26 protein-coding genes and 1 tRNA gene are annotated in these 20445 nt (G+C 63.2%); 25 read left to right on the top strand and 2 right to left on the bottom strand.

Annotation, left to right across the window (positions count from 1 at the left end; translation table 11 throughout):
• Positions 1-582: 582 nt before the first annotated feature.
• Positions 583-2082: a glycerol kinase GlpK gene (glpK, locus tag BN2503_RS16285; protein WP_054257690.1), complete on the bottom strand. Its 1500-nt coding sequence runs from the start codon at positions 2080-2082 to the stop codon at positions 583-585.
• 175 nt (positions 2083-2257) lie between these two features.
• Entirely contained in the window at positions 2258-3016 is a 759-nt protein-coding gene (locus tag BN2503_RS16280) for a DeoR/GlpR family DNA-binding transcription regulator (RefSeq protein ID WP_054257689.1), read from the bottom strand.
• A gap of 181 nt (positions 3017-3197) precedes the next feature.
• Here BN2503_RS16280 and BN2503_RS16275 point away from each other — a divergent pair, with 181 nt between their 5' ends.
• The 25 genes from BN2503_RS16275 (at position 3198) to BN2503_RS16155 (ending at position 20111) form a co-directional block, all read left to right on the top strand.
• A complete protein-coding gene (locus tag BN2503_RS16275; protein ID WP_054257688.1) occupies positions 3198-4277 on the top strand; it encodes an ABC transporter ATP-binding protein in 1080 nt (359 codons plus the stop codon).
• A 3-nt stretch (positions 4278-4280) separates the two neighbouring features.
• Positions 4281-5351: an ABC transporter ATP-binding protein gene (locus tag BN2503_RS16270; protein WP_054257687.1), complete on the top strand. Its 1071-nt coding sequence runs from the start codon at positions 4281-4283 to the stop codon at positions 5349-5351.
• A complete protein-coding gene (locus BN2503_RS16265; RefSeq protein WP_054257686.1) occupies positions 5348-6244 on the top strand; it encodes a carbohydrate ABC transporter permease in 897 nt (298 codons plus the stop codon). Before BN2503_RS16270 ends, BN2503_RS16265 begins: the two co-directional genes overlap by 4 nt.
• Entirely contained in the window at positions 6237-7049 is an 813-nt protein-coding gene (locus tag BN2503_RS16260) for a carbohydrate ABC transporter permease (protein ID WP_054257685.1), read from the top strand. The genes BN2503_RS16265 and BN2503_RS16260 overlap by 8 nt, the downstream gene beginning before the upstream one ends.
• A gap of 13 nt (positions 7050-7062) precedes the next feature.
• A complete protein-coding gene (locus BN2503_RS16255; protein WP_054257684.1) occupies positions 7063-7371 on the top strand; it encodes a DUF2160 domain-containing protein in 309 nt (102 codons plus the stop codon).
• A gap of 177 nt (positions 7372-7548) precedes the next feature.
• Positions 7549-9282, top strand: coding sequence for an ABC transporter substrate-binding protein (locus tag BN2503_RS16250; protein WP_054257683.1), 1734 nt, complete (start codon positions 7549-7551; stop codon positions 9280-9282).
• A 138-nt stretch (positions 9283-9420) separates the two neighbouring features.
• Positions 9421-11010 carry a glycerol-3-phosphate dehydrogenase/oxidase gene (locus tag BN2503_RS16245; protein WP_139235372.1) on the top strand — a complete coding sequence of 530 codons (1590 nt, stop codon included), beginning with the start codon at positions 9421-9423 and terminating at the stop codon, positions 11008-11010.
• Positions 11011-11218: 208 nt separating this feature from the next.
• Positions 11219-11587 carry a 50S ribosomal protein L14 gene (rplN, locus tag BN2503_RS16240; RefSeq protein ID WP_054257681.1) on the top strand — a complete coding sequence of 123 codons (369 nt, stop codon included), beginning with the start codon at positions 11219-11221 and terminating at the stop codon, positions 11585-11587.
• 10 nt (positions 11588-11597) lie between these two features.
• The gene (rplX, locus tag BN2503_RS16235) at positions 11598-11918 is read left to right on the top strand and encodes a 50S ribosomal protein L24 (RefSeq protein ID WP_054257680.1); all 321 of its coding nucleotides are present in this window, start codon (positions 11598-11600) and stop codon (positions 11916-11918) included.
• A gap of 10 nt (positions 11919-11928) precedes the next feature.
• Positions 11929-12468 carry a 50S ribosomal protein L5 gene (gene rplE, locus BN2503_RS16230; protein WP_054257679.1) on the top strand — a complete coding sequence of 180 codons (540 nt, stop codon included), beginning with the start codon at positions 11929-11931 and terminating at the stop codon, positions 12466-12468.
• An 8-nt stretch (positions 12469-12476) separates the two neighbouring features.
• The gene (gene rpsN, locus BN2503_RS16225; RefSeq protein ID WP_054257678.1) at positions 12477-12782 is read left to right on the top strand and encodes a 30S ribosomal protein S14; all 306 of its coding nucleotides are present in this window, start codon (positions 12477-12479) and stop codon (positions 12780-12782) included.
• A gap of 20 nt (positions 12783-12802) precedes the next feature.
• A complete protein-coding gene (gene rpsH / locus BN2503_RS16220; protein WP_054257677.1) occupies positions 12803-13198 on the top strand; it encodes a 30S ribosomal protein S8 in 396 nt (131 codons plus the stop codon).
• A 26-nt stretch (positions 13199-13224) separates the two neighbouring features.
• The gene (rplF, locus tag BN2503_RS16215; protein WP_054257676.1) at positions 13225-13758 is read left to right on the top strand and encodes a 50S ribosomal protein L6; all 534 of its coding nucleotides are present in this window, start codon (positions 13225-13227) and stop codon (positions 13756-13758) included.
• 11 nt (positions 13759-13769) lie between these two features.
• Positions 13770-14135 carry a 50S ribosomal protein L18 gene (rplR, locus tag BN2503_RS16210; protein ID WP_054257675.1) on the top strand — a complete coding sequence of 122 codons (366 nt, stop codon included), beginning with the start codon at positions 13770-13772 and terminating at the stop codon, positions 14133-14135.
• A 15-nt stretch (positions 14136-14150) separates the two neighbouring features.
• Entirely contained in the window at positions 14151-14669 is a 519-nt protein-coding gene (rpsE, locus tag BN2503_RS16205) for a 30S ribosomal protein S5 (protein ID WP_054257674.1), read from the top strand.
• A 12-nt stretch (positions 14670-14681) separates the two neighbouring features.
• Positions 14682-14864 (top strand): 50S ribosomal protein L30, encoded by a 183-nt coding sequence (gene rpmD, locus BN2503_RS16200; RefSeq protein WP_054257673.1) that lies wholly within the window; start codon positions 14682-14684, stop codon positions 14862-14864.
• A gap of 10 nt (positions 14865-14874) precedes the next feature.
• Positions 14875-15306, top strand: a complete 432-nt coding sequence (gene rplO, locus BN2503_RS16195) for a 50S ribosomal protein L15 (protein ID WP_054257691.1) — start codon at positions 14875-14877, stop codon at positions 15304-15306.
• A gap of 24 nt (positions 15307-15330) precedes the next feature.
• Entirely contained in the window at positions 15331-16650 is a 1320-nt protein-coding gene (gene secY / locus BN2503_RS16190) for a preprotein translocase subunit SecY (protein WP_054257672.1), read from the top strand.
• A gap of 133 nt (positions 16651-16783) precedes the next feature.
• A complete protein-coding gene (gene rpmJ, locus BN2503_RS16185) occupies positions 16784-16897 on the top strand; it encodes a 50S ribosomal protein L36 (RefSeq protein ID WP_003050535.1) in 114 nt (37 codons plus the stop codon).
• 24 nt (positions 16898-16921) lie between these two features.
• Positions 16922-17287 carry a 30S ribosomal protein S13 gene (rpsM, locus tag BN2503_RS16180; protein WP_054257671.1) on the top strand — a complete coding sequence of 122 codons (366 nt, stop codon included), beginning with the start codon at positions 16922-16924 and terminating at the stop codon, positions 17285-17287.
• 17 nt (positions 17288-17304) lie between these two features.
• The gene (gene rpsK / locus BN2503_RS16175) at positions 17305-17709 is read left to right on the top strand and encodes a 30S ribosomal protein S11 (protein ID WP_054257670.1); all 405 of its coding nucleotides are present in this window, start codon (positions 17305-17307) and stop codon (positions 17707-17709) included.
• An 89-nt stretch (positions 17710-17798) separates the two neighbouring features.
• Complete coding sequence (rpsD, locus tag BN2503_RS16170; protein ID WP_054257669.1) at positions 17799-18422, top strand: 30S ribosomal protein S4; 624 nt, start codon at positions 17799-17801, stop codon at positions 18420-18422.
• Between the two features lie 100 nt (positions 18423-18522).
• A complete protein-coding gene (locus BN2503_RS16165) occupies positions 18523-19521 on the top strand; it encodes a DNA-directed RNA polymerase subunit alpha (RefSeq protein ID WP_054257668.1) in 999 nt (332 codons plus the stop codon).
• Positions 19522-19610: 89 nt separating this feature from the next.
• Positions 19611-20009, top strand: a complete 399-nt coding sequence (gene rplQ, locus BN2503_RS16160; protein ID WP_054257667.1) for a 50S ribosomal protein L17 — start codon at positions 19611-19613, stop codon at positions 20007-20009.
• Positions 20010-20034: 25 nt separating this feature from the next.
• Positions 20035-20111: transfer RNA gene (locus BN2503_RS16155), tRNA-Met, on the top strand.
• The last annotated feature ends 334 nt before the right edge of the window (positions 20112-20445 follow it).

Genomic DNA, 20445 nt, shown 5'->3' with positions numbered 1-20445 from the left:
CGTAACTCACTGCGCGCTACGCGCTCCGTTCAAACAGACGCGGCAAGTCAGATCACGAAGCGCGTGTGTCCTGCGGCACACGCGCCCGCCCCACGCCCTGCGCTCCTCGGTACGGCCAGAAGGGGGTTGAAGCCCGACACGGGCCATCGCTGCGCTCGGCCCCCAACACGCAGGCGCTCCGCGCCGCGCGCGCCAGGCCGAGCGCAGCGATGGCCCGTGTCGTCTCCACCCCCTTTCAGGCTGCGCCTGGGGCGAGGCGGTGGTGGGGTGGCATGCGCGAAGTCGCGCATGCTTCGTGAACTGACTCGCTGCGGCTGTTTGAGCGAAGCGCGCAGCGCGCAGCGAGTTCCGCAGCGCACCCCGCCAGCGTCTCGCCCCAGGTGTGCCCCCATGCGCAGCGTGGGGGTCGCAGACTGCGGGGCGCGTTTCTTTGGGTACTTTCTTGCCGCGCGGCAAGAAAGTACCTCGCCCGCCGGGGCGAGTCCCGGCCCCGGGAAGCAAACCCACGACAAGCATAAAAACAGCCAAAAACCAAAGGCCAGCAAGCGCTAGAAGCTATTCTTTTATGAGTGTGAATCTCCCTCAGCCATGGCCGAGCGCGGTCTGCGCCACCGCATGCTCCCAGCGCGCCATGCGCTCGGCGGCGCGGGCGCGCTCCAGCGTCGGCAGGAAGCGGCGCTCGGCGCGCCACAGGTGCGCCAGCTCCTCGGTGTCGGCGTAGATGCCGCACGACAGCCCGGCCAGGTAGGCTGCGCCCAGCGCCGTCGTCTCCACCACGGCCGGGCGCACCACCGGGATGCCCAGCAGGTCGGCCTGGAACTGCATCAGCAGGTCGTTCACGCAGGCGCCGCCGTCCACGCGCAGCTCGCTCACCGGTGCGCCACCCGCGGCCACGGCGTCGCGGCCCATGGCGGCGAGCAGCGCGGCGCTCTGGTAGGCGATGGATTCGAGTGCCGCACGCGCGATGTGCGCCAGCGTGGTGCCGCGCGTCAGGCCGGTGATGGTGCCGCGCGCGTCGGGCTTCCAGTAGGGCGCCCCCAGGCCGGTGAAGGCGGGCACCATCATCACGCCGCCCGAGTCGGGCACGCTTTCGGCCAGCGACTGCACCTCGGAGCTGGCCGAGATGGCGCGCAGCCCGTCGCGCAGCCACTGCACCACGGCGCCGCCGACGAACACGCTGCCTTCGAGCGCGAATTCCGGTGTGCGGCCAGGCTGCGCGGCGCTGGTGGTCAGCAGGCCGTTGCGCGAGGTCTGGAAGGTCTGGCCCGTGTGCATCAGCATGAAGCAGCCCGTGCCGTAGGTGTTCTTGGCCATGCCGGCCTTGAAGCAGGCTTGGCCAAACAGCGCGCTCTGCTGGTCGCCGGCCACGCCGCCGATGGCGACGCAAGCGCCCAGCACCCCGGCGTCCGTGCGGCCGAAGTCGCCGCTGGAGGGCAGCACCTCGGGCAGCAGCGCGCGGGGAATGCGCAGCAGCGCCAGCAGTTCGTCGTCCCACTGGTTGGTATGCACGTTCAGCAGCATGGTGCGGCTGGCGTTGCTCACGTCGGTGACGTGGCGCTGGCCCCCGGTGAGCTGCCAGATGAGCCAGCTGTCCACTGTGCCGAAGGCCAGTTCGCCGCGCTCGGCGGCGGCGCGTGCGCCGGGCACGTTGTCGAGCAGCCACTGCAGCTTGGTGCCGGAGAAGTAGGCGTCGATCAGCAGCCCCGTCTTGGCCTGGATGGCGTCGGCATGGCCCTGCGCACGCAGCTGCGCGCAGGCGGGCTCGGCGCGCCGGTCCTGCCAGACGATGGCGTGGTGCACGGGTTCGCCGGTCTTGCGGTTCCACAGCACGGTGGTTTCGCGCTGGTTGGTGATGCCCAGGGCGCGTACGTCACGGGCCGCAATGCCGGCCTGTGCCAGCGCCTGGCGTGCGGTGGCGAGCTGGGTGCGCCAGATCAGCATGGGGTCGTGCTCCACCCAGCCGGGCTGGGGGTAGATCTGCGGCAGCTCCTGCTGGGCCTGGGCCACGATGTGGCCGTGCGCGTCGAACACGATGCTGCGCGAGCTGGAGGTGCCTTGGTCGAGTGCGAGGAGGTAGGTCATGGTGTTTGGGGGATTGATTGCGTTGTGCGCGGCCTATGCCACGGGTCCAGCCTAGGCCAGCAGACGCCGCGCCAGGGCCGCCCCGCCGCGCTGGCTGCGTCCCCCTGCCCGCATGGCGCAGCCATGCGAGAGCGGGGGGAAGGCGCGAAGCGCCTCAGGGGGGTGTCATTCATTCTCAGGCGACGGTGCAGACCACGTCGGCCGCCTGCAGCAGGCTGGGGAAGGGCTCGGGCGGCGCGGCGTCGGTGAACAGGCGGTCAATCTGCTCCAGCGTGGCCAGTTGCACCATGGCCGGGCGGTTGAACTTGCTGTGGTCGGCCGCCAGCCAGACCTCGCGCGCGTGTTCGATGATGGTCTGCGCCACTTTCACCTCGCGGTAATCGAAGTCGCGTAGCGTGCCATCGGACTCGATGCCGGAGATACCGATGAGCGCAATGTCCACGCGGAACTGGCGGATGAAGTCCACCGCCGCCTCGCCCACGATGCCGCGGTCGCGCGGGCGCACCACGCCACCGGCGACGATCACCTCGCAGTCGGGGTTGCCGCTGAGGATGGCCGCCACGTTCAGGTTGTTGGTCAGCACGCGCAGGCCGTGGTGGTGCAGCAGCGCGCGCGCAATGGCTTCGGTCGTGGTGCCGATGTTCAGGATGAGCGAGCAGCCATGCGGCACCTGCGCAGCCACGGCGCGCGCGATGCGCGCCTTGCCTTCGGCGTGCAGCGTTTCGCGCTGGGTGTGGGCCAGGTTTTCCACGGTGGAGTTGGGCATGCGCACGCCGCCGTGAAAGCGCATGACCAGGCCTTGCTCGGCCAGGCGCTGTACGTCACGGCGCACGGTCTGCAGCGTTACGCCCAGGGTGTCGGCGAGCTGCTCGACGGAGGCGCTCTGGCGTTGGCGCACTTCTTCGAGCAGTTGCAATTGGCGGGGATTGTTCACGCGGGTTCACTCCAAATCAGAGCATCGACTGTAAAAGCGAAGCAAAGCGAAAAAACCAAGGGTAATCCCGAGGGACATTCGATCAATAAAGAACAAAAATGATCAAATACGAATTTGTCTCTGGTATCGTGCCGGATTCGCCGAGAGATCAGCGGCCCCATGGGGCGCAGGAAAGACACAGATGGATTTGGTTCTGGACGGCATAGTCAAGCGGGTGGGCCCGCAGGTATGGCTCCATGGCATGGACATGGCGCTGCACCCGGGGGCTGTCACCGTACTGCTGGGGGCCACGCAAGCGGGCAAAACCAGCCTCATGCGCATCATGGCAGGACTGGACGTGCCCAGCGAGGGCCGGGTGCGCGTGGACGGGGTGGATGTGACCGGCATGCCCGTGCGCGAGCGCAACGTGGCCATGGTGTACCAGCAGTTCATCAACTACCCGTCGCTCACGGTGGCGGACAACATCGCCTCGCCGCTGAAGCTGCGTGGCGAAAAGAACGTGGCCGCCCGGGTGCGCGAGCTGGCCGAGCGCCTGCACATCGAGATGTTTCTGCAGCGCCACCCCTCCGAGCTGTCGGGTGGGCAGCAGCAGCGCGTGGCGCTGGCGCGTGCCCTGGCCAAGGGCGCGCCGCTGATGCTGCTCGACGAACCCCTGGTGAATCTGGACTACAAGCTGCGCGAGGAACTGCGCGAAGAGCTGACCCAGCTTTTCGCCACGGGCGACTCCACGGTGGTGTATGCCACCACCGAGCCGGGCGAGGCGCTGCTGCTGGGGGGCTACACCGCCGTGCTGGACGAGGGGCGGCTGCTGCAATACGGCCCCACCGCCGAGGTGTTCCATGCGCCTTGTTCGCTGCGCGTGGCGCGCGCTTTCAGCGACCCGCCGATGAACCTGGTGCCCGCGCAGGCCACGCCAGGGGGGCTGCGCATGCCTGGTGGCACCGAGCTGCCGGTGGCCGTGGCCCATGGCGGGCAGGCCACGGTGGCCTTTACGCTGGGCCTGCGTGCCAGTGCGCTGCGGCTGCAGGCGCGCCCAGGCGACGTGGCGGTGCAGGGGCTGGTGGAGCTGGCGGAGATTTCGGGCTCTGACACCTTCGTGCATGCCGCCACGCCCTGGGGCGAGCTGGTTGCGCAGATCACGGGGGTGCACTACCTGGAGCTGGGCAGCAGCGTGACGCTGCACCTGGACCCGGCCCAGGCGTATGTTTTCGGCGCGGAGGGGGCTTTGGTGCTGGCCCCGGCACGGCCTGGAAGGAACTGAGCGATGGCACGCATCACACTCGACCTGGCGCACGCGTACAAGCCGAACCCGCAGCAGGACAGCGACTACGCGCTGCTGCCTCTGAACATGGTGTTTGACGACGGCGGTGCCTACGCGCTGCTCGGCCCTTCGGGCTGCGGCAAGACCACCATGCTGAACATCATGTCGGGCCTGCTCGTGCCCTCGCAGGGGCGCGTGCTGTTCGACGAGCGCGACGTGACGCGCGCCAGCCCGCAGGAGCGCAACATTGCGCAGGTGTTCCAGTTCCCGGTGATCTACGACACCATGACGGTGGCCGAGAACCTGGCCTTCCCGCTGAAAAACCGCAAGGTGCCCGAGGCGCGCATTCGCCAGCGTGTGGGGCAGATCGCGGAGATGCTGGAGATGAGTGGCCAGCTCGACCAGCGTGCGGCCGGTCTGTCCGCCGATGCCAAGCAGAAGATATCGCTGGGCCGCGGCCTGGTGCGCGAGGACGTGGCCGCGGTGCTGTTCGACGAGCCGCTCACCGTGATTGATCCGCACCTGAAGTGGCAGCTGCGCCGCAAGCTCAAGCAGATTCACCACGAACTGAAACTCACGCTGATCTACGTGACGCACGACCAGGTCGAGGCGCTCACTTTCGCCGACAAGGTGGTGGTGATGACGCGTGGGCGGGCCGTGCAGGTGGGGGCGCCTGACGAGCTGTTCGAGCGCCCGCGCCACGCCTTCGTGGGCCATTTCATTGGCTCGCCCGGCATGAACTTTCTGCCCGCACAGGTGCAGGAGGGGGCCCTGGTGGTGGCCGGCCAGCGCCTGCCGCTGCCGCGCGCCCTGCCAGGCGGTGCGCTGCGCCTGGGCGTGCGCCCGGAGTATTTGGTGCTGGCCGCGCCGGGGCAGGCCGGGGCGCTGCCCTGCGCCGTGGCGCGCGTGCAGGACCTGGGCACGCACCAGATGCTGACCGCCACCCTGGGCGGCGAGGTGCTCAAGGCGCGCTGTGCACCTGAACAGGTATTGCCTGCCGTAGGGGACAGCGTGTGGCTGCAGGTGCTGGGCGAGCACACCTGCTTCTACCAAAACGAGGAGCTGCTGGCATGAGCGCCACCACCAAACCCGTGAACCAGAAGGCCTGGTTCCTGATCCTGCCCGTCATCCTGTGCGTGGCCTTCTCGGCCATCCTGCCGCTGATGACGGTGGTGAACTACTCGGTGCAGGACATCATTTCGCCCGAGCGCCGCGTGTTTGTCGGCACCGAATGGTTCACCGCCGTGATGCGCGACGAGGAGTTGCACAGCGCGCTGCTGCGCCAGATCACGTTCTCGCTGGCCGTGCTGCTGGTGGAGATTCCGCTGGGCATTTTGCTGGCGCTCTCCATGCCGGCGCAGGGCTGGAAGTCGTCGGCTGTGCTGGTCACGGTGGCGCTGTCGCTGCTGATCCCGTGGAACGTGGTGGGCACCATCTGGCAGATCTTTGGCCGCTCCGACATCGGTCTGCTGGGCGCTGCCTTCAAGGCGGCGGGCATCGAGTACAGCTACACCGGCAACGCTACCCAGGCGTGGCTCACGGTGCTGGCCATGGACGTGTGGCACTGGACGCCGCTGGTGGCGCTGCTGGCCTTTGCCGGGCTGCGCAGCATTCCCGATGCCTACTACCAGGCCGCGCGCATTGACGGCGCCAGCAAGCTGGCGGTGTTCCGCTACATCCAGCTGCCCAAGATGCGCGGCGTGCTGATGATTGCCGTGCTGTTGCGCTTCATGGACAGCTTCATGATCTACACCGAGCCCTTCGTGCTCACGGGCGGCGGGCCGGGCAACGCGACCACGTTCCTGAGCCAGTACCTCACGCAGAAGGCCGTGGGCCAGTTCGACCTGGGCCCGGCGGCCGCCTTCTCGCTGATCTACTTCTTCATCATCCTGCTGCTGTGCTTCATCCTCTACAACTGGATGCAGCGCGTCGGCACCACGCCGAAGGAGGGCGCAGGCCATGAATGAGCCCCGCTTCCAGAAACGCACGCTGTTCCTGATCGCCTACCTGGTCTTCGCCGTGCTGCCCATCTACTGGATGGTCAACATGAGCTTCAAGACCAACGAGGAGATCCTCTCCAGCTTCTCGCTGTGGCCCCAGCACTTCACCTGGGACAACTACCGGACCATCTTCACCGACGAGAGCTGGTACTCGGGCTACATCAACAGCCTGATCTACGTGGCCATCAACATGGTGATCTCGCTCACCGTGGCGCTGCCCGCGGCCTATGCGTTCAGCCGCTACCAGTTCCTGGGCGACAAGCATGTGTTCTTCTGGCTGCTGACCAACCGCATGACGCCGCCGGCCGTGTTCCTGCTGCCGTTCTTCCAGCTCTACACCACCGTGGGGCTGATGGACACGCACATCGCCGTGGCGCTGGCGCACCTGCTGTTCAACGTGCCACTCGCGGTGTGGATTCTCGAAGGGTTCATGAGCGGCATCCCGCGTGAAATCGACGAGACGGCGTACATCGACGGCTACTCGTTCCCGCGCTTCTTCCTCACCATCTTCTTGCCGCTCATCAAGGCCGGCGTGGGCGTGGCGGCGTTCTTCTGCTTCATGTTCTCGTGGGTGGAATTGCTCTTGGCGCGCACGCTCACCAGCGTGAACGCCAAGCCCATCGTGGCGACGATGACGCGTACCGTGAGCGCCAGCGGCATGGACTGGGCCACGCTCGCCGCCGCGGGGGTGCTGACCATCGTGCCCGGCGCCATCGTCATCTGGTTCGTGCGCCACTACATCGCGAAGGGCTTCGCGATGGGCCGTGTCTGAAGGAGAAACGCCCATGTTCGATTGGATGGCTTGGACCACCCCGGTGGCCGTGTTCTTCACCTGCATCGCGCTCATGCTGATCGGCATGACGGTGTGGGAAATCAAATGCCCCACGGTGGAGCGCAAGGGCTTCCTGCCCATCTCCACCACGCGCGGCGACCGCTTGTTCATCGGCCTGCTCAGCGCGGCCTACGTCAACCTGATCTGGGTTGGGTTGGGCGAGAAGATGGCGCAGTGGTTTTCGCTGGAGGCCGAGCCCTCGGTGTGGATCAGCTTCGTGCTGTCCATGCTGGTGCTGGTGCTGGTGCTGCGCAAGGGCTGATATGGAAATGAGAGCTGGCAGCGCTTGCTACATAAGGGTTTGAATGCAAAAGGATGCTGAAAACCTTGTGTAGAAAGCGCTACCAGCTATGGTTTTTGCAGGTTTCACAGGCCCGGCCCGGTTCCCCCCTGGGCAGGTGCTGATCCACCAAAGGGGGTCTCAAATGAGGAGACAGCAATGAAGATGCAGTTCAAGGCGATCGCGTTCGCCACCGCGGCCCTGGCATTGGGGCAGGCTGCCTGGGCCGGCGAGGCAGAGGCCAAGAAGTGGATCGACAGCGAGTTCCAGCCCTCCACGCTCTCCAAAGACCAGCAGATGGCCGAGATGAAGTGGTTCATCGACGCGGCCAAGAAGCTGCAGGCCAAGGGCGTGAAGGAAATTTCCGTGGTCTCGGAAACCATCACCACGCACGAGTACGAGGCCAAGACGCTGGCCAAGGCGTTCACCGAAATCACCGGCATCACCGTCAAGCACGACCTGATCCAGGAAGGTGATGTGGTCGAGAAGCTGCAGACCTCGATGCAGTCGGGCAAGTCCATTTACGACGGCTGGATCAGCGACTCCGACCTGATTGGCACCCATTACCGCTACGGCAAGATCCTCAACCTGAGCGATTACATGACCGGCAGCGGCAAGGAGTGGACCAACCCCGGTATCGACATTGCCGACTTCATCGGCACCAAGTTCACCACGGCACCCGACGGCAAGCTGTACCAGCTGCCCGACCAGCAGTTCGCCAACCTGTACTGGTTCCGCGCCGACCTGTTCGAGCGCAAGGACCTGAAGGACAAGTTCAAGGCCAAGTACGGCTACGACCTGGGCGTGCCGCTGAACTGGTCTGCCTATGAAGACATCGCCGAGTTCTTCACCAATGACGTGAAGCAGATCGACGGCAAGCCCATCTACGGCCACATGGACTACGGCAAGAAGGACCCGTCGCTGGGCTGGCGCTTCACCGACGCCTGGCTGTCCATGGCCGGCAGTGCCGACATCGGCACGCCCAACGGCCTGCCGATCGACGAGTGGGGCATCCGCGTGGCCGACGACAAGTGCACCCCCGTGGGCGCCAGCGTGGCCCGTGGCGGCGCCACCAACTCGCCGGCCGCCGTCTACGCGCTCACCAAGTACGTGGACTGGATGAAGAAGTACGCCCCCAAGGAAGCCATGGGCATGACCTTCGGCGAGGCCGGCCCCGTGCCCGCCCAGGGCCAGATCGCGCAGCAGATCTTCTGGTACACGGCTTTCACCGCCGACATGAACAAGCCCGGCCTGCCCGTGGTCAACGCCGACGGCACGCCCAAGTGGCGCATGGCCCCCGGCCCCAACGGCCCGTACTGGAAGCAAGGCATGCAAAACGGCTACCAGGACGTGGGCAGCTGGACCTTCTTCAAGGACCACGATGCCAACAAGACTGCTGCTGCCTGGCTCTATGCGCAGTTCGTGACCGCCAAGACCACCTCGCTGAAGAAGACCATCGTCGGCCTGACGCCGATCCGCGAGTCCGACATCCGCTCCAAGGCCATGACCGACATGGCGCCCAAGCTCGGTGGCCTGGTCGAGTTCTACCGCAGCCCGGCGCGCGTGGCCTGGTCGCCCACCGGCACCAACGTGCCCGACTACCCCAAGCTGGCCCAGCTGTGGTGGAAGAACGTGGCCCAGGCCGTCACGGGCGAGAAGACCCCGCAGGCCGCCATGGACACGCTGGCCGACGAGATGGACCAGGTGATGGCCCGCCTGGAGCGCGCCGGCATGGCCCATTGCGCGCCCAAGCTGAACAAGAAGGAAGACCCGGCCAAGTGGCTGAGCGACAAGCACGCCCCCTGGAAGAAGCTCGCCAACGAGAAGCCAAAGGGTGAAACCATCGCCTACGACGCGCTGCTGCAGGCCTGGAAGAACGGCAAGGTGCGCTGATGTAAATGCACATCCCCCTGAGCCGCTGCGCCGCCAGGGCGGCGCAGCGGCGCGGTCGGCCGAGGCCCTTGCGCGGCGTCTGCTGGCTCGGGCCACGCTGGTTGCCTGGGCCAGGGGGGAACACCATGGATGACCGAAATGACCACTGACTCCCCCGCACCCACTGCGCGCGCCGAGCTGCTCGCCCGCTTGGCACGGCCCATCACCTACGACCTGGCGGTCATCGGCGGCGGCGCCACGGGCTTGGGCGTGGCGCTGGATGCGGCGGCACGCGGCTTCTCGGTGGTACTGGTGGAGTCGGACGACTTTGCCAAGGGCACCTCCTCGCGCGCCACCAAACTGGTGCACGGTGGGGTGCGTTACCTGGCGCAGGGCAACATCGCACTCGTGCGCGAGGCGCTGCACGAGCGCACCACGCTGCTGCGCAACGCGCCGCACCTGGCGCAACCATTGCCGTTCGTTATGCCCTCGTACCACCTGTGGGAGACGCCGTTCTACGGCATCGGCCTGAAAATGTACGACGCGCTGGCCGGCGAGGCTGGCTTGGGCGCTACCGAATTCATGGGCCGCGCTCGCACCCTGCATTGCCTGCCCACGGCGCGCGCCGAAGGGCTCAAGGGCGGCGTCAAGTACTGGGACGGCCAATTCGACGACGCGCGCCTGGCGCTGGCGCTGGCACGTACCGCCGCGGCCAAGGGGGCATTGCTGGTCAACTATTGCCCGGTGCGCGAATTGCTGCATGAGGGTGGCAAGGTGGTGGGCCTGGTCTGCGAAGACGCGGAGGGCGGCCAGCGCTTCACGCTGCGCGCACGCGCTGTGGTCAATGCCACGGGTGTCTGGGTCGATGCGCTGCGCCAGCAGGACGCCGAAGCGCTGGGCAAACCTGTGCGCCCCATGGTGGCGCCAAGCCAGGGCGTGCACATCGTGGTGGACCGCGATTTCCTGCCCTCGGACCATGCGCTGCTGGTGCCCAAGACGGCCGACGGTCGCGTGCTGTTCGCCGTGCCCTGGCTGGGCAAGCTCATTCTGGGGACCACCGACAGTCCGCGTCAGGACCTGCCTCGCGAGCCGCAGGCCTTCCGCGAGGAGGTGGACTTCATCCTGAACGAATCGGCCAAGTACCTGCGCCGTGCGCCGCGCGCCGAGGACGTGCGCAGCATCTGGGTGGGTCTGCGGCCGCTGGTGCGTCCGCCCGACGACGAAGGCGGCAATACCAAGGCCCTGAGCCGCGAGCACACCGTGCTCGCCAGCCGCAGCGGGCTGGTCACCGTGACCGGTGGTAAATGGACCACCTACCGTGCCATGGCCGAGGATGTGCTGGCAAAGTGCTTTGACGAAGGCCTGCTGCCCGCGCGGCCCGCGGGTGCCACGGTGCAATTGCGTCTGGTGGGGGCGCCCGCCACCCCAGTGCGCCACCGCATTTACGAGGGCCAGGGCTGGCACTCGTACGGCAGCGAGGCCGCCGCGGTGCAGGCCTTGCCGGGTGCGCAGGCCTGGCTGGCCGAGGGGCTGAGCGAGGCCATGGTGCGCTTTGCCGTGCGCTGCGAATACGCGCGCACCGTGGAGGACGTGCTGGCCCGGCGCTGCCGCCTCTTGTTCCTGGATGCCCGCCTTGCGGCCCGGCTGGCGCCGCGCGTGGCTGAAATCCTGCAGGAGGAGGGGCAAAACGATCCCGGGCTGCCGGGGTTCTTGGCATTGACGCAACAGTATCTGCAGTTGCCTGTCTGATTCCTGCCTGCAAAGGGCTTGACTTGTCCTGGCAGTTCTGCAAAAATACCAGGCTTCGCGTAAAAATATGCGAGGTTTCTGCCCAGTGAAAGCGTCGTGAAATGGTTTGCGGCGTGGACGACGGGCCCAAGACTGACTGGCTGCTCGCGGCCCGAGAGAAGGACTCTGGGGCTGTCGGGATGTGCTGGTGCAAGTTGGGAATATTGAAATGATCCAAACAGAATCTCGGTTAGAGGTTGCCGACAACACCGGCGCCAAGTCCGTCCTGTGCATCAAGGTGCTCGGCGGCTCCAAGCGCCGCTATGCCAGCGTTGGTGACATCATCAAGGTGAGTGTGAAAGAAGCTGCTCCGCGTGGCCGCGTCAAAAAGGGCGAGGTTTACAGTGCGGTGGTGGTTCGTACGGCCAAGGGCATCCGCCGCGCCGACGGTTCGCTCGTCAAGTTCGATGGCAACGCCGCTGTGCTGCTCAATGCCAAGCAAGAGCCTATCGGCACCCGCATTTTTGGCCCCGTGACACGTGAACTGCGTACCGAGAAGTTCATGAAGATCGTGTCCCTGGCCCCTGAAGTTCTCTGAAGGACGCACCATGAACAAGATCCGCAAGGGCGACGAAGTCATCGTGCTGACCGGCCGTGACAAGGGTAAGCGCGGCACGGTTTCGCTGCGCAAGGACGACTCCCACCTGGTGATCGAAGGCATCAACCTGGTGAAGAAGCACGTCAAGCCCAATCCCATGAAGGGCACCACCGGTGGCATCGTGGAAAAGGCTATGCCTATCCACCAGTCCAACGTGGCTATCTTCAATGCAGCGACCGGCAAGGCTGATCGCGTCGGTATCAAGGTGCAAGCTGACGGTACGCGCGTTCGCGTGTTCAAGTCCAACGGCGCCGAAATCAAGGCTGCCTAAGGGGTAACACATGGCACGACTGCAAAAACTCTATCGCGAAAAAATCGCGGCTGAACTGAAAGAAAAGTTCGGCTACCAATCCATCATGGAAGTCCCGCGCCTGACCAAGATCACCCTGAACATGGGTGTGGGCGAGGCCGTGGCTGACAAGAAGGTGCTGGACAGCGCTGTGGGCGACCTGACCAAGATTGCTGGCCAGAAGCCTGTGGTGACCAAGGCCAAGAAGGCCATCGCTGGTTTCAAGATCCGCGAAGGCCAGGCCATCGGTTGCATGGTTACGCTGCGTGGCGTTCAGATGTACGAATTCCTGGACCGTTTCGTCACCGTGGCCCTGCCGCGCGTGCGTGACTTCCGTGGTATCTCCGGCCGTGCTTTTGATGGCCGCGGCAACTACAACGTCGGCGTCAAAGAACAGATCATCTTCCCGGAAATCGAGTACGACAAGGTGGATGCGCTGCGTGGTCTGAACATCAGCATCACCACGACGGCTAAAACCGACGACGAGTGCAAGGCGCTGCTGTCGGCATTCAAATTCCCCTTCAAGAACTGAGGTGGCGCATGGCTAAGAAAGCTTTGATCGAGCGCGAACTCAAGCGCGAAAAACTGGCCGCCAAGTACGCTGCCAAGTATGCAGAACTGAAGGCCATCGCCGGCGACGCGAAGCGTTCCGACGAAGAGCGCGATGCCGCTCGTCTGGGCCTGCAGAAGCTGCCCCGTAATGCAAATCCCACGCGCCAGCGCAACCGTTGCGAAATCACCGGTCGCCCGCGCGGCACCTTCCGCCAATTTGGCCTGGGCCGTGCCAAGATCCGTGAAATGGCTTTCGCCGGTGATATCCCCGGTGTGACCAAGGCCAGCTGGTAAGTCGAGCAGGAGAGAACAACATGAGCATGAGTGATCCCATCGCTGACCTGCTGACCCGCATCCGTAACGCCCAGATGGTCTCTAAAGCCACCGTGACGGCCCCTTCTTCCAAGGTGAAGATTGCCATCGCCCAGGTGCTGAAGGACGAGGGTTACATCGACGGCTTCCAGGTGAAAACTGAAGGCGGCAAGTCCGAGCTGGAAATTGCCCTGAAGTACTACGCCGGCCGTCCCGTGATCGAGCGTATCGAGCGCGTGAGCCGTCCTGGCCTGCGTGTTTACAAGGGCCGCGACGCCATTCCTCAGGTCATGAACGGCCTGGGCGTGGCTATCGTCACCACCCCCAAGGGCGTGATGACCGATCGCAAGGCGCGTGCTACCGGTGTCGGTGGCGAAGTGCTGTGCTACGTCGCCTAACCGAGCATTGAAGGAGAAATACTGAAATGTCTCGCGTAGCAAAATCCCCGGTGGTCATTCCCGCAGGCGTGGAAGTGGCCCTGACCGCAGAAAAGATCAACGTCAAGGGCTCGGGCGGCGCGCTGTCCGTCGCTCAGAATGCGCTGGTTAAGGTTGCCAATAACGAGGGCAAGCTCTCGTTTGAACCCGTCAACGACTCCCGCGAAGCCAATGCCATGAGCGGCACCGTGCGCCAACTGGTGAACAACATGGTGATCGGCGTGAGCAAGGGTTTCGAGAAGAAGCTGTCGCTGATTGGTGTGGGCTTCAAGGCCGCCGCATCGGGCTCGAAGCTGAACCTGAGCGTTGGCTTTTCGCATCCTGTGAATTTCGAGATGCCTGCTGGCGTTACCGTTGCCACTCCGACCCCGACCGAAATCGTGGTCAAGGGTGCTGACCGCCAGGTTGTTGGTCAACTGGCCGCTGAGATCCGTGCCGTTCGTCCCCCCGAGCCCTACAAGGGCAAGGGCATCCGTTATTCGGATGAGAAGGTCGTGATCAAAGAGACCAAGAAGAAGTAAGGAGCTGCAGCATGTTGAACAAGAAAGAGCAGCGTCTGCGTCGTGCCCGTCAGACCCGTATTCGCATCGCCCAGCAAGGCGTTGCCCGCCTGTCGGTGAACCGCACCAACCTCCACATCTACGCCAGCGTGATCTCTGGCTGTGGCACCAAGGTGCTGGCCTCTGCCTCTACGGCGGAAGCCGAAGTGCGCACCCAGCTGGGTGCCGCCGGCAAGGGTGGCAACGTGGCCGCCGCCACGCTGATTGGCAAGCGCATTGCCGAGAAGGCGAAGGCAGCCGGTGTTGAAAAGGTTGCTTTCGACCGTGCAGGTTTCGCCTACCACGGCCGCGTCAAGGCCCTGGCCGACGCAGCCCGTGAAGCAGGTCTGCAGTTCTAAGCGGAGCGGATAAAAATGGCTAAATTTTCCCCCAAGGTGCAAGACGAAGGTCGTGACGACGGTCTGCGCGAAAAAATGATCGCGGTCAACCGCGTGACCAAAGTCGTGAAGGGCGGCCGTATCCTCGGTTTCGCAGCACTGACGGTGGTCGGCGACGGTGACGGCCGCGTTGGCATGGGCAAGGGCAAGTCCAAGGAAGTGCCCGCTGCCGTGCAGAAGGCAATGGAAGAAGCCCGTCGCAACATGGTGAAGGTGTCGCTGAAGAATGGCACTATTCACCACAACGTGACCGGCCACCATGGCGCTGCGGTCGTGATGATGGCTCCCGCTCCTAAGGGTACCGGCATCATCGCTGGCGGCCCGATGCGTGCCGTGTTCGAAGTGATGGGCATCACCGATATCGTGGCCAAGAGCCATGGTTCGTCCAACCCTTACAACATGGTTCGCGCCACGTTCGACGCTCTGACCAATTCCACCACGCCGGCGGAAGTGGCAGCTAAGCGCGGCAAGTCGGTCGAAGACCTGTTCGTCTGATCGGAGTGTGAAATGACGACGCAACAAACTGTCAAGATTCAGCTGGTTCGCAGCCCGATCGGCACCAAGCAGTCTCACCGTGATACGGTGCGCGGCCTGGGTCTGCGCAAGCTGAACAGCGTGAGCGAATTGCAGGACACCCCTGCAGTGCGCGGCATGATCAACAAGATCAGCTATCTGGTCAAAGTCCTCTGAGAGGTTGATGATGGAACTCAATAGCATCAAGCCTGCAGCAGGTGCCAAGCACGCCAAGCGCCGCGTGGGCCGTGGCATCGGTTCCGGTCTGGGCAAAACCGCCGGCCGTGGCCACAAGGGCCAGAAGTCGCGTTCGGGCGGCTACCACAAGGTGGGCTTTGAAGGCGGTCAGATGCCGCTGCAGCGCCGCCTGCCCAAGCGTGGCTTCAAGTCGCAGTCGCTGAAGTTCAATGCCGAAGTGACCCTGCGTGCTCTGGAGCAACTCGGCCTGGCCGAAGTTGACGTCGCTGCGCTGAAGCAAGCGGGTCTCGTGCCCGCCATTGCCCAGGTGGTGAAGGTCATCAAGCGCGGCGAACTCACCAAGGCCGTGAAGCTCACGGGCGTCGGTGCCACCGCAGGTGCCAAGGCTGCCATTGAGGCGGCTGGCGGCAGCTTGGCCTGATAGCCGTTCTGAAAGAGGACATCCGTGGCTACTAGCGCAGCTCAGATCGCAAAAACCGGCAAGTTCGGCGATTTGCGTCGCCGCCTGGTTTTTCTGTTGCTGGCGCTGGTCGTGTACCGCATCGGGGCCCATATCCCCGTTCCGGGCATTGACCCGGCGCAACTGCAGCAGCTGTTCAATGGCCAGCAAGGCGGCATCCTGAACCTGTTCAACATGTTCTCGGGTGGAGCGCTTTCGCGCTTCACGGTCTTCGCGCTTGGGATCATGCCGTACATTTCGGCATCGATCATCATGCAGCTGATGACCTACGTTGTTCCGACGTTCGAGCAACTGAAGAAGGAAGGTGAAGCGGGCCGCCGCAAGATCACCCAGTACACCCGTTATGGGACGCTGGGCCTGGCGATTTTCCAGTCTCTCGGCATTGCCGTGGCGCTGGAAAGCTCTGCGGGTTTGGTGTTGAGCCCTGGCTTTGGCTTCCGCCTGACGGCGGTGGTGAGCCTCACAGCAGGGACCATGTTCCTGATGTGGTTGGGTGAGCAAATCACTGAACGCGGTTTGGGCAACGGGATTTCGATCTTGATCTTCGGCGGTATCGCTGCGGGTCTGCCTGGCTCGATTGGTGGATTGCTGGAACTTGTGCGTACCGGTGCCATGAGCATCATTGCATCCATCTTTATCGTGGCTGTGGTGGGCTTGGTGACGTACTTCGTGGTGTTCGTCGAGCGTGGTCAGCGCAAGATCCTCGTGAACTATGCGCGGCGCCAAGTGGGCAATAAGGTGTACGGCGGGCAGTCTTCGCATCTGCCGCTGAAGTTGAATATGGCCGGGGTTATTCCTCCCATCTTCGCTTCGTCGATCATCCTGCTGCCCGCGACGGTTGTGAACTGGTTCAGCGCTGGCGAGTCGATGCGCTGGCTGCGTGACATCTCCAGTACGCTCACGCCCGGTCAGCCGATCTATGTCTTGCTGTACGCAGCAGCCATCATCTTCTTCTGCTTCTTCTATACCGCGCTTGTTTTCAACAGCCGGGAGACAGCAGACAACCTGAAGAAGAGCGGCGCCTTCATCCCGGGCATTCGCCCAGGTGAGCAGACTGCGCGTTATATCGACAAGATCTTGGTTCGGTTGACGCTGGTCGGTGCGGTGTACATCACCTTCGTATGTTTGCTGCCGGAGTTTCTGATCCTGAAGTACAACGTTCCGTTCTACTTTGGTGGTACGTCGCTCCTGATCATCGTGGTGGTCACCATGGACTTCATGGCCCAGGTGCAAAACTACATGATGAGCCAGCAGTACGAGTCGCTTCTGAAGAAAGCCAACTTCAAGACGACGCTCAACGGCTGAGATAGAGGAAAATGCCCCCCTTGCGTCAATCGCATGGTGGGCCCGATGAGGTAAACCGGCTTCCTTGCCCAGTCAGGGAAGTCAAGTTCCGGGAAGTTGGCCGGAACGGATGGACTAGTTTTAGGAGAATGAAATGAGAGTTTCGGCTTCGGTCAAGAAAATCTGCCGCAACTGCAAGATCATCCGCCGCAAGGGTGTGGTGCGCGTGATCTGCACGGATCAGCGCCATAAGCAGCGCCAAGGTTGATTTGGAAAGTATTAGAGGACGCATATGGCACGTATCGCTGGCATCAATATTCCGCCGCATAAGCATGCTGAGATTGGCCTGACCGCCATCTATGGCATTGGTCGTACCCGCGCTCGCAAGATTTGCGAAGCCTGTGGCATCGAGTACTCCAAGAAGGTCAAGGACCTCACGGACGGTGATCTGGAAAAAATTCGCGACCAGATCGCCCAGTTCACCATCGAAGGTGATCTGCGCCGTGAAACCACGATGAACATCAAGCGCCTGATGGACATCGGTTGCTACCGTGGTTTCCGCCATCGCCGTGGCCTGCCCATGCGCGGACAGCGTACGCGTACCAACGCCCGTACCCGCAAGGGTCCGCGTAAGGGCGCAGCGGCTCTGAAGAAATAAGAGATTGAAAGATCACTATGGCCAAGTCTCCTGCCAATAACGCCGCTGCACGCGTTCGTAAGAAGGTTCGCAAGAACATCTCGGACGGCATCGCCCACGTGCACGCTTCGTTCAATAACACCATCATCACCATCACTGACCGCCAAGGCAATGCTCTGTCGTGGGCTTCGTCCGGTGGCCAGGGTTTCAAGGGCTCGCGCAAGTCCACCCCGTTCGCTGCACAGGTAGCGTCTGAGGTGGCCGGTCGCGCCGCCATGGAACAGGGGATCAAGAACCTGGACGTCGAGATCAAGGGCCCTGGCCCCGGTCGCGAGTCTTCGGTGCGCGCCCTGGGCGCGCTGGGTATCCGCATCACGTCGATTTCTGACGTGACGCCGGTTCCGCACAACGGCTGCCGCCCGCAAAAGCGTCGCCGTATCTAATCTTTTTATAAGCCCACCGCCGCCTGCAGCTGCATAAGCCGCCGGCGGCTCCCGCAATTGTTTGCGGAAGATGACACAAGGAAGCTCAAGTGGCACGTTATCTCGGCCCCAAGGCCAAACTCTCCCGCCGTGAAGGCACCGATCTGTTCCTGAAGAGCGCACGCCGCTCGATCGCGGACAAGGCCAAGTTCGACTCCAAGCCTGGCCAGCACGGTCGCACTTCGGGTCAGCGCACCTCCGACTACGGCCTGCAGCTGCGCGAGAAGCAGAAGGTCAAGCGCATGTACGGCGTGATGGAGAAGCAGTTCCGCCGCTACTTCGCAGAAGCCGACCGCCGTAAGGGCAACACCGGCGCCAACCTGCTGGCACTGCTGGAGTGCCGCCTGGACAACGTGGTGTACCGCATGGGCTTTGGCTCTACCCGCGCTGAAGCGCGCCAGCTGGTTTCGCACAAGGCCATTCTGGTCAACGGCCAGGCAGTGAACATTCCCTCGTTCCTGGTCAAGGCCGGCGACGTTGTGGCTGTGCGTGAGAAATCGAAGAAGCAGGGGCGTGTCGTTGAGGCGCTGCAACTGGCACAGCAAGTTGGCTTCCCCGCATGGGTCGAAGTGGCTGCCGACAAGGCTGAAGGTACCTTCAAGAAGGTGCCAGATCGCGACGAGTTCGGTGCCGACATCAACGAATCGCTGATCGTTGAGTTGTACTCGCGTTAATCATTCGTTAAATGAGTTCCTGAACCGCGAGGCATCGCGGTTCAGGCGCTGCGTCAGCCTTACCGGCGTAACGAGCTGGGGGTATTGAGAGGAAGTCTGCATGCAAACCAATCTGCTGAAACCCAAGACGATCCAGGTCGAACAGCTGGGCCACAACCGTGCCAAGGTCGAGCTCGAGCCGTTCGAGCGTGGTTATGGTCACACGCTGGGCAATGCCCTGCGCCGCGTTCTCCTCTCGTCCATGGTGGGTTACGCAGCGACGGAAGTCACCATTGCAGGGGTGCTGCACGAGTACTCCTCCATTGACGGTGTGCAGGAAGATGTGGTCAACATCCTCCTGAACCTCAAGGGCGTGGTGTTCAAGCTTCACAACCGCGACGAAGTCACCCTCTCTCTGCGCAAGGACGGTGAGGGTGTGGTCACGGCCCGTGACATCCAAACGCCCCATGACGTCGAGATCATCAACCCTGACCATGTCATCGCCCACCTTTCACAAGGTGCCAAGCTGGACATGCAGATCAAGGTGGAAAAAGGCCGTGGCTATGTGCCCGGTAATGTGCGCCGCTACGGCGACGAGCCGACCAAGACGATTGGTCGCATTGTTCTCGACGCTTCGTTCTCCCCGGTCAAGCGTGTCAGCTACACCGTCGAGAGTGCCCGCGTGGAGCAGCGTACAGACCTCGATAAGCTGGTGGTAGAAATCGAGACCAATGGTGCGATCACCGCCGAAGAAGCTGTTCGCGCCTCGGCCAAGATCCTCGTTGAGCAACTCGCTGTCTTCGCACAGCTTGAAGGTGGCGACATCGACGGCGTGCTGGCCGGCTCCGGCGCCGCGCGCAGCAGCGCAACGACGTTCGACCCGATCCTTCTGCGTCCTGTGGACGAGCTTGAGCTCACCGTGCGTTCGGCTAACTGCCTCAAGGCAGAGAATATCTACTACATCGGTGATCTCATCCAGCGTACCGAAAACGAGCTGCTCAAGACCCCGAACCTCGGTCGCAAGTCGCTCAACGAAATCAAGGAAGTCTTGGCATCGCGCGGCCTCACCTTGGGCATGAAGCTCGAGAACTGGCCGCCTGCTGGCCTTGACAAGCGCTGATTTATAATATTCTGCTCCCTCGCAAGAGCCAGTGCATCGGGCAGTACCTGATACGGCTGCCCGATTTAACTATGTAAAAGGAAAGCACCATGCGCCACGGAAACGGCCTTCGCAAACTCAACCGTACCAGCTCGCACCGCCTCGCGATGCTGCAAAACATGATGAACTCGCTCATCGAGCACGAGGCCATCAAGACCACCGTGCCTAAGGCAAAGGAACTGCGCCGCGTGATCGAGCCCATGATCACCCTGGCCAAGGAAGACTCGGTGGCCAATCGCCGTCTGGCTTTTAACCGCCTGCGCAGCCGCGACAGCGTGACCAAGCTGTTCAACGACCTGGGCCCGCGCTTCAAGGCCCGTCCTGGTGGCTACACACGTATCCTGAAGATGGGCTTCCGCGTGGGTGACAACGCCCCGATGGCTTACGTTGAGCTGGTTGATCGTGCGGAAGACAACGCGCAAGCTGCAGATTCTTCCGCAGCAGCCTAAAAATAGGTTATACTTACCGTCTTGTCGCGCGGTGGAGCAGTCTGGTAGCTCGTTGGGCTCATAACCCAAAGGTCGGAGGTTCAAATCCTTCCCGCGCAACCAATAAAATAGCGGTTCTCGCTAACAGTAAACGCCCACTTTTCAGTGGGCGTTTTTGTTTGTGCCCAAGTTGTGCCCATTCTGTGCCCGTCTTGTGCCCACGCAGATTTAGCCGATCACGATTGTGACCATTGGGTAGATTTGGCGTAAGCGGCTGGCGAACCCATCTTGAATGAGATGGTGAGGTTGAGCAAGATCGTGTGCACGCAACATTGGCGTGGACACGATGCTCAAAGACCCTCAGACCCCGCGCTATGCGCAGCGGCGTACGCACCGCACCTACACCCCGCAGTTCAAGGCCGAGCTGGTGGCTGCCTGCCGACAGCCAGGCGCATCG

It is taken from the genome of Paenacidovorax caeni, assembly GCF_001298675.1.
Lineage (GTDB): Bacteria > Pseudomonadota > Gammaproteobacteria > Burkholderiales > Burkholderiaceae_C > Paenacidovorax > Paenacidovorax caeni.
Note: the sequence above shows the minus strand (reverse complement) of the source record. Positions and strands in the feature narration are given on the sequence as shown.